A 7,124-nucleotide genomic window follows, 5' to 3' on the forward strand; every position below is an offset into this window, starting at 1 on the left:
GGCGGGAGGGACATGACCGCGGATACGCCCGCAGCACGCGCCGACGCGGCCGTCGCGCGAGTGCTCCACGACGTCGACCACACGACGGGGCGCGGCGTCGTGGTGGACTCGCCCCCGGGCGCGGGCAAGTCCACGCTGGTCGTGCGCGCCGCGGCCCATCTCGCGGAGGGCCAGGGCCCCGTCATGGTCGTGGCGCAGACGAACGAGCAGGTCGACGACCTGGTCGACCGCCTCGCGACGCGCCACCCGCGGCTCCGCGTCGGACGGCTGCTGAAGAGCGGCGGCACCCTGCCCGGGCGCGTCCGGCGGCACGGCAACGTCACGGGCGCCGAGAAGTTGAGCGATCTCGGCACCCTGCCACCTGTGGTGGTGACCACCGCCGCGAAGTGGGCCTTCGTCAAGGCGCCCGAGGGCACGCCGTGGGGCTGGGCCATCGTCGACGAGGCGTACCAGATGCGTTCGGACGCGCTGCTGCGCTGCGCGGGACTCTTCGAACGCGCCCTGTTCGTCGGCGATCCCGGCCAGCTCGACCCGTTCGCGACCGTCGAGACGGAACGCTGGGCCGGACTCACCTGGGACCCGCTGCGCAACGCGGTGGACGTCACCCTCGCCCACAACCCCCGCATGCCCACGCGCCGACTCCCCGTCTCCTGGCGGCTGCCGGCCACCGCCGCGGGGCTGGTCGGGCGCGCCTTCTACCCCTTCACCCCCTTCACGCCCGGCACCTCGTCGGCCGACCGCCGCGTCCGGCTGCCGGTTCCGGCCCTGGGGGCGGACCCCGTGGACCGGGTGCTCGACCGGGCCGCGGCAACGGGCTGGGGATATCTGCGCCTTCCCGCGCGGCACTCCCTCCGTGTCGACGGCGAGGTGGCCGCCGCCCTCGCCACCGCGGCCGGTCGCCTCCTCGCCCGCGGCACGATCACCCACTGCGACCAGGCTCCCGAGGGGCGCGAGCTCACTCCCGAGCGCATCGCCATCGGCGTCACCCACAACGACCAGGCCGACGCCGTGCGCGCCCGCCTGAGCCCCGAGCTCGCCGGTGTCACCGTCGACACCGCCAACAAGCTCCAGGGCCGCGAGTTCGATGTGACGCTGGTGTGGCACCCGCTCTCGGGGCGGGCGGACGCCAGCGCGTTCCACCTGGAGACGGGGCGCCTGTGCGTGCTCCTCTCCCGCCACCGCCACGCCTGCGTCGTCGTCGCGCGCGACGGCATCCGTTCGCTCCTTGACCGCCACCCCTCCAGCCAGCCCCTCCACCTCGACGTCCCTCCGAAGTTCCCTGACGGCTGGCGCGCCCACCAGACGATCATGGAGCACCTCGACCGACCGGACTTCCTGGTCGGAGCCTGAGGAGGGCGCGCGCCCGGTGCCGTGCCGAAGCCCCCGGACGCCCCTTTGGCTTCCGGTCCGTCGAACGCGCGATGTCCCGTCGGGGAAACGGTGGTTGAGGTGGTGACAGAGGTCTCGACGGCGGGGCGGTTGACATGAACACTGTTGTCAACGCGCGTTGCGATCCGACGCGCGATCCTTGACCCCCCACGTGGAGGCTCCGTGAGACCGCCGAAGCTCCTCACCGTCCTGTCCGCGCTCGTTCTCTCCGTCCTGATGGCCCTGGTGGGCACGGGCTCGGCCCAGGCCGCCGGACCGGCCTATGTGGCCCTGGGGGACTCGTACTCCTCCGGCAACGGCGCCGGGAACTACATCGACGCGAGCGGCAACTGTCATCGCAGCAACAACGCCTACCCCGCGCTGTGGGCGGCGGCCAACGCCCCCTCGTCGTTCTCCTTCGTCGCCTGCTCGGGCGCGGTGACCAGCGATGTCACCGGCTCGCAGCTGAGCTCGCTCAACGCGTCCACCGGGCTGGTCTCGATCAGCATCGGCGGCAACGACGCCGGGTTCGCCAACGTCATGACCACGTGCGTCACCGGCTCCGACTCGACGTGCCTCAACCGCATCGCGACGGCCGAGTCGTTCATCACCGGCACGCTGCCGGGCCGCCTCAACTCCGTCTACTCCGCGATCGATTCCCGCGCGCCCAACGCCCATGTGGTGGTGCTGGGTTACCCGCGCATGTACATCGAGCCCTCCAACTGGTGCATCGGGCTGAGCCAGACCAAGCGCGAGGCGATCAACGACGCGTCCGACCTGCTCAACTCCGTGATCTCCGCCCGGGCTTCGGCCCACGGCTTCGCGTTCGGCGACGTGGCCGCGCGCTTCGCCGGGCACGAGCTGTGCTCGGGTGACAACTGGCTGCACGACGTTCGGCTGCCCACGTGGGAGGCGTACCACCCCACGGCCCTCGGCCACTCCGGCGGCTACCTGCCCGCGCTCAACGCCGTCGACTGACCCGAGCGGCGCCGCGTTCATCGGAACGAGCCCCCTGAGGCCCCGCGCCCCAGGGGGCTCACCGCCGTGCTCAGCCGAACTGCTCGGTCTCCGTCGAGCCCGCGAGCGCGGTGGTCTCGGACGCCGGGTTCACGGTCGTCGAGACCAGGTCGAAGTACCCGGTGCCGACCTCGCGTTGGTGGCGCACCGCCGTGAACCCCTCCTTCTGCGCGGCGAACTCCGCTTCCTGGAGGGCCACATACGACGTCATCCCGTCCTCGGCATAGCCGCGGGCCAGGTCGAACATCGCGTGGTTGAGCGAGTGGAACCCCGCCAGCGTGATGAACTGGAACCGGTACCCCATCGCCGCCAACTCCCGCTGGAACGCCGCGATCTGGTCGTCGTCGAGGGCCGCCTTCCAGTTGAACGACGGCGAGCAGTTGTAGGCCAGCATCCGGTCCGGGTACTCCGCGTGGATCGCCTCGGCGAACCTCCGCGCCTGGTCGAGGTCGGGCGTGCCCGTCTCCATCCACAGCAGGTCCGCGTAGGGGGCGTAGGCCAGGCCGCGGGCAATGGCCGCCGCCATGCCGTTGCGCACCCGGTGGAAGCCCTCCGCGGTGCGCCCTCCCGTGCAGAACGGCGCGTCGCGCTCGTCGACGTCGCTGGTGAGCAGCGTCGCGGCCAGGGCGTCGGTCCGCGCGACGATCAGGGTCGGCACGCCGGAGATGTCGGCGGCGAGCCTGGCGGCGTTGAGCGTGCGGATGTGCTGGCCCGTGGGCACGAGCACCTTGCCGCCCAGGTGCCCGCACTTCTTCTCGGACGCCAGCTGGTCCTCGTAGTGGATGCCCGCGGCGCCCGCCGCGATCATCGCCTTGGTCAGCTCGAACGCGTTGAGCGGGCCGCCGAAGCCCGCCTCCGCGTCGGCCACGATCGGGGCGAGCCACTCGGTGGCGTCGGTGCCGCCCTCCGCGGTGGCGATCTGGTCGGCGCGCAGCAGCGCGTTGTTGATCCGACGCACCACCTGGGGAACGGAGTTGGCCGGGTAGAGGCTCTGGTCGGGGTAGGTGTGACCGGCCTGGTTGGCGTCGGCGGCGACCTGCCACCCTGAGAGGTAGATGGCCCGCAGGCCCGCCCTGACCATCTGGACGGCCTGGCCGCCGGTCAGGGCGCCGAGCGCGTGCACGTGGTCGCGGTCGTGCAGCTCGCGCCAGAGCCGTTCGGCGCCGAGCCGGGCCAGGGTGTGCTCCTCGGTGACGCTCCCGGCCAGCCGGATGACGTCATCGGCGCGGTAGGTGCGCCGCACGCCGGCCCAGCGGGGGTCGGTCTCCCACTGGAGCGCCAGCTCGTCGGCCGTCGTCCACGCGGGTCCCCGCGCCCCGGCCCCCGGCTCCTTCCGGGTCGGTGTCTGCGTCATGACCGGTCTCCCTTCGCTCGAAGCCCTGCGTTCTCGTGGGGCGCTCTGTCAATGGTGCGAAGCATGTGACACCAAGTGTCATGATTGGGCGGCGCGTTACCCTGATGGCTCGGGGATGCCGCTCAACTCCGCCTGTTCAACGCCCTTGACCCCACTGTGGCACTGGCACTGAGTGTCATCAACGCTGGACTTCTGCTAATCTCTGCCTATCTTCATGGCCGGTTCTGCGAATCCTGCCAAGCGAACGCCGCGCGCGGACGCCGAGGGATGTGCGCCGAGGGAGGCGCGCCGAGGGAGTGCCGATGAGCAAGATCTACGCCGGGGCGCGCCTGCGTCGGCTCCGGGACGAACGCGGGCTCAAGCAGGCCGAGTTGGCGCGGGTGCTGGCCATCTCGCCCAGCTATCTCAACCAGATGGAGCACGACTCGCGCCCGTTGACCGTCTCCGTGCTGCTGCGGCTCACCGAGGCGTTCGGCGTCGACCCCGACTTCTTCTCCGAACGCGACACCTCGCGGCTGGTCGCCGACCTGCGCGAGACGTTGGCGGACGAGATCGCCGCGGGGCGCCTTTCCCCCGCGGATCTGGGGGAGTTGGCGTCGCGGACGCCCGCCGTGGCGCGGGCCCTCGTCGACCTCGGGCGGCGCAACCACACGCTCGCCGAGCGGCTGTCCCAGCGCACGGCCGACCGGGACTCCGAGGAGCTGGCCGGGCCGCACTCGCCGCACGAGAAGATCCGCGAGTTCTTCTACCGCAGACAGAACTACCTGCACGACATCGACACCGCCGCCGAGGAGCTGGCCCGCGAGGTGGGCATCCGCCCCGGCGAGGGCGGGCGGACGCTGGCCGCGCGCCTCCTCGTGCGCCACGGCGTGCGGCTGGCCACGGGCGCCGGGCGCCTGCACCACTACAACCCCTCGACGCGCGTGCTGCGCCTCTCCAGCAGGCTCCGCCCCGGACAGCGGACGTTCCGCCTGGCCACGCAGCTGGCGCTGCTCGAGTACGGGCGTGAGTTCTCGCGGCTCGCCTCGGAGGACTGCGACGAGGGCTCCCCCGCCTGGTCGCTCGCCCGCATCGGCATCGCCCACTACTTCGCCGCGGCGCTGATCCTGCCCTATGCCGAATTCCACGCCGCCGCCGAGGAGTTGCGCTACGACATCGAGCGGCTCACCGACCGCTGGGGCATGGGCTACGAGACCGTCTGCCACCGGCTGAGCACCCTCCAGCGGCCCCGGCTGCGCGGCGTGCCGTTCTCGTTCGTCCGCGTGGACCGGGCCGGGAACATGTCCAAACGGCAGTCCGCCACCGCGTTCCACTTCTCCCGCGCGGGCGGCACCTGCCCCCTGTGGAACGTGTACGAGGCGTTCGCCGCGCCGGGCCGGATCCATGTCCAGATCGCCGCGATGCCGGACGGCAAGCGGTACCTGTGGACCGCGAGGACCGTCACCCGGCACCGGGGCGGCTGGGGCGAGCCGGGCAAGACGTTCGCCATCGGCCTCGGCTGCGAGATCCGGCACGCGCGCCGCCTCGTCTACTCCGACGGGCTCGACCTGGACAACGCCTCGGCCGCGACCCCGATCGGCATGGGCTGCCACGTGTGCGAACGCCTCGACTGTCCCCAGCGCGCGGTCCCGGCCCCCGGCCACGCGCTGGACATCGACGAGAACAGCAGCACGTTCGTCCCCTACCCGGTGGTCCGCGCCCGGGGGGCCTCGTGAGCCCGCGCCAGCTTCTCGGCGCCCGCCCTGGCCAGCGCGTCGACGAGGCGCGTGCGCGTCGTGTCCAGGGCGGCGATCCGGTCGTCCACCTCGGCGAGCCGCCGCGCGATCACGGCGGCGCTCGCCGGGCAGACCGGGCCCTCGGCGATGTCGTCGCCGAGGCAGGGCAGGAACGCGCGGATGTCGGTGGCGGTGAGGCCCAGGGACAGCAGCAGCCTGATGTTGGCCACCCGCGTCACCTGTGAACCGCCGTACAGCCGATAGCCGTTGGGCGACCGGTCGGGGCGCAGCAGGCCCTGCTGCTCGTAGTAGCGCAGGGCCCGGACGGTGGTGCCGGCGGCGTGTGCGAGCTCTCCGATCCGCATCGCCCCAGTGTCCTCCACGTCGTCCACGCGCGCTCAACCCCCGGCGCTCATCCCGCCGTCGACGCGGATGACCTCGCCGGTGAGGTAACCGGCCTCAGGGCGGGCGACGTTGACGACCCACCACGCGATCTCGTCGGGCTGGGCCAGCCGCCCCAGCGGGATCCGCGCCCGGTACGCCTCGGCCGCCTCGGCGATGAGCTCGTCCGTGAACCCGGCGTGGCTGAGCACGGGGGTGAGCGTGACCCCGGGAGCCACCGACACGACGCGGATGCCACGCCCAGCCAACTCGACGGCCCAGGTGTGGGTCAGGAAGTCGAGCGCCACCTTGGTGGAGCCGTAGATCGAGTTGCCCGGCCAGCCGTGCTGGGGCGGGTTCGAGGTGACGTTGACGACGGTGGAGCCCGACTCCAGGTGCGGCAGGGCGCGTTGGGTGAGAAAGATCGGGCCGAGGAGGTTGGTGGTCAACTGCTCGTCGGCGACGGTCCTTTGGATCTCTCCCAGCGGGGCGGGGCGGGTGATGGCGGCGTTGTTGACCAGGGCGTCGACGCGGCCGAACGCGTCGAGCGCGGCGCCCACGATCTCCTCGGGCCCCTCGGGCGCGGCCACGTCGGCGACGCACGTCCTGATGCGCGGCCGGTCCCTCGCGGTCTCCGCCAGCCGCTCCGCGGTCCGGCCGACCACGAGGACATCGGCCCCCGCGTCGGCGAACTGCCGTGCCACGGCCCGCCCGATCCCGGTCCGGCCCCCGGTGACGAGCACGGCGCGCCCGGCGAGGCTGTTGTTCTCATCCATGCCTCGGACGCTAAACGTTGACCCCGGGGTCAAGGTCAAGCGAACGCCGGGGGCCGGGATGGTCGGCGGCCGTGAACATGTGTCCCCACCTGCCGGGAACGCCCCGTTCCCGGCCGGGGACACCCCGGTGCGCGGGGAGACTCGGGAGAGCGCTCGCCCACCGTGGCGGGCCCATGACACCTACGGAGGAGGACACGGGTGGACCGGCCCCTGCTGACCGTGCGCTCGGCCCTGATCCTGCTGCTCGGCGTGCTCGTCGGAGTGGCGGCCGGGCTGCTGACCGCCCTGGCCGACGGCGGCGGGGCGGCCCGTTCGGTCATCGTGGGCGCGGCGGCGTTCGCCGCTGCCGTAGCGTTCTTCAACGCGCTGATCGCCCAGGACAGGCCCTAGGGAGCGTATCGAGTCGTGATCAATCTGCGGGATTCTCCCTCACGGTGGGGCCTGGACCGGTAGATCTTCTTGCGTGACGCGAGTGCAACTGACGGACGACGAGTGGGAGTTCATCGGGCCGTA

At 72.3% G+C, this 7,124-nt stretch carries 7 protein-coding genes; 4 read left to right on the top strand and 3 right to left on the bottom strand.

What is annotated here, in order from left to right; all coding sequences use genetic code 11:
* Nucleotides 1–12 precede the first annotated feature (12 nt).
* The gene (locus D7318_RS19515) at nucleotides 13–1,350 is read left to right on the top strand and encodes an AAA family ATPase (protein WP_220729703.1); all 1,338 of its coding nucleotides are present in this window, start codon (nucleotides 13–15) and stop codon (nucleotides 1,348–1,350) included.
* A 201-nt stretch (nucleotides 1,351–1,551) separates the two neighbouring features.
* Nucleotides 1,552–2,346: an SGNH/GDSL hydrolase family protein gene (locus D7318_RS19520; RefSeq protein WP_120698391.1), complete on the top strand. Its 795-nt coding sequence runs from the start codon at nucleotides 1,552–1,554 to the stop codon at nucleotides 2,344–2,346.
* Nucleotides 2,347–2,416: 70 nt separating this feature from the next.
* Here the strand turns inward: D7318_RS19520 and aceA are convergent, their stop codons facing one another.
* Nucleotides 2,417–3,739, bottom strand: a complete 1,323-nt coding sequence (gene aceA / locus D7318_RS19525) for an isocitrate lyase (protein WP_120698392.1) — start codon at nucleotides 3,737–3,739, stop codon at nucleotides 2,417–2,419.
* 302 nt (nucleotides 3,740–4,041) lie between these two features.
* Between aceA and D7318_RS19530 the strand changes: the two genes are divergently transcribed.
* The gene (locus D7318_RS19530) at nucleotides 4,042–5,454 is read left to right on the top strand and encodes a short-chain fatty acyl-CoA regulator family protein (RefSeq protein ID WP_120698393.1); all 1,413 of its coding nucleotides are present in this window, start codon (nucleotides 4,042–4,044) and stop codon (nucleotides 5,452–5,454) included.
* Here D7318_RS19530 and D7318_RS19535 read toward each other — a convergent pair.
* Nucleotides 5,421–5,819 (bottom strand): MerR family transcriptional regulator, encoded by a 399-nt coding sequence (locus tag D7318_RS19535; RefSeq protein ID WP_120698419.1) that lies wholly within the window; start codon nucleotides 5,817–5,819, stop codon nucleotides 5,421–5,423. The genes D7318_RS19530 and D7318_RS19535 overlap by 34 nt on opposite strands.
* A 33-nt stretch (nucleotides 5,820–5,852) precedes the next feature.
* A complete protein-coding gene (locus D7318_RS19540; RefSeq protein ID WP_230423899.1) occupies nucleotides 5,853–6,611 on the bottom strand; it encodes an SDR family NAD(P)-dependent oxidoreductase in 759 nt (252 codons plus the stop codon).
* 198 nt (nucleotides 6,612–6,809) lie between these two features.
* On the opposite strand from D7318_RS19540, the gene D7318_RS19545 reads away from it, so the two are divergent.
* Nucleotides 6,810–7,001, top strand: a complete 192-nt coding sequence (locus D7318_RS19545; protein WP_120698394.1) for a hypothetical protein — start codon at nucleotides 6,810–6,812, stop codon at nucleotides 6,999–7,001.
* Nucleotides 7,002–7,124: the final 123 nt, after the last annotated feature.

The sequence above is a fragment of the Streptomyces radicis genome, assembly GCF_003626575.1.
Taxonomy (GTDB): domain Bacteria; phylum Actinomycetota; class Actinomycetes; order Streptomycetales; family Streptomycetaceae; genus Streptomyces; species Streptomyces radicis.